This window comes from Spiroplasma sp. hy2 (genome assembly GCF_044714365.1).
Taxonomy (GTDB): domain Bacteria; phylum Bacillota_I; class Bacilli_A; order Mycoplasmatales; family Mycoplasmataceae; genus Spiroplasma; species Spiroplasma phoeniceum.
On record NZ_RXFZ02000272.1, the window covers coordinates 1 to 962 of the forward strand.

Genomic DNA, 962 nt, shown 5'->3' on the forward strand with positions numbered 1-962 from the left:
YTTWNACTTTTCCACTAATATAAATGTGCAATAATGAATTATCAATCATCCGACATTCAACTTTATCTGCAAAATATTGGTGAGTCATATCACGGATTGCATATAAAATAATCTTTTTAATTGTTAATAAACTAACAACAATTGTCCCACGATGATTATTTTCAATTGTTAATTCATTAAAATTATTATTCATCTTCAATCTCTCCTTTTATGAATTGTTAAAATTAAGCTCGTCCGGAATATTTTCCATCACTAGTTGAAACAGTAATAACTTCTCCTTCTTTAATAAACAACGGAACCTGTAATTCTCAGCCAGTTTCTAGCACTGCTTTTTTCATTGCACCAGAACTAGTATCACCTTTTACTGCTGCTTCTGCCTCAGTAACTGTTAGATCGACCTTATCTGGTAAAATAATTCCCAATACTTCACCATCATATTTGGTAACAGAAGCCATTACTCCTTCTTTTAAAAAGTTTTTTTCTCAAACTAAATTAGTTGAGGGAATTTCTAATTGCTCATAAGTTTGCGTATCCATAAAAATGACATTCGTACCATCATCATATAAATATTGCATTTCAACCTTATCAATCATTGCTTTTTCAACTTTATCACCACCAGTGAAAGTAATATTTGTAGTTGCATTGCTACGCAAATTTTTAACTTTTGTTTTAACATGTGCTTGCCCACGACCAGATTTTGAATGTTGTGCTTCAATTACTACGTAAATATTACCCTCATATTGAAACGTTAATCCTGGGCGGAAATCGTTTACACTAATCATCTTCTTCTTCCTTTTCTATTGTTCGTAGTTTAATTATATCGTAATTTTAAACAGATAGTTATTAAAATCAATAAAAAGGAGAAAATTTCTTTTAAACAAATTTTCTCCAAATATTTTAATTTTATAAAATTGTAAGGTAACCTAAATATTAATACGATTTTCACCACGATATCGATWTKA

1 protein-coding gene is annotated in these 962 nt (G+C 29.5%); it reads right to left on the bottom strand.

Annotated elements, in window-relative coordinates:
* Positions 1-224: 224 nt before the first annotated feature.
* On the bottom strand, positions 225-782 hold the full coding sequence (efp, locus tag EHV01_RS06000; RefSeq protein ID WP_422066668.1) for an elongation factor P: 558 nt from the start codon (positions 780-782) through the stop codon (positions 225-227).
* Positions 783-962: the final 180 nt, after the last annotated feature.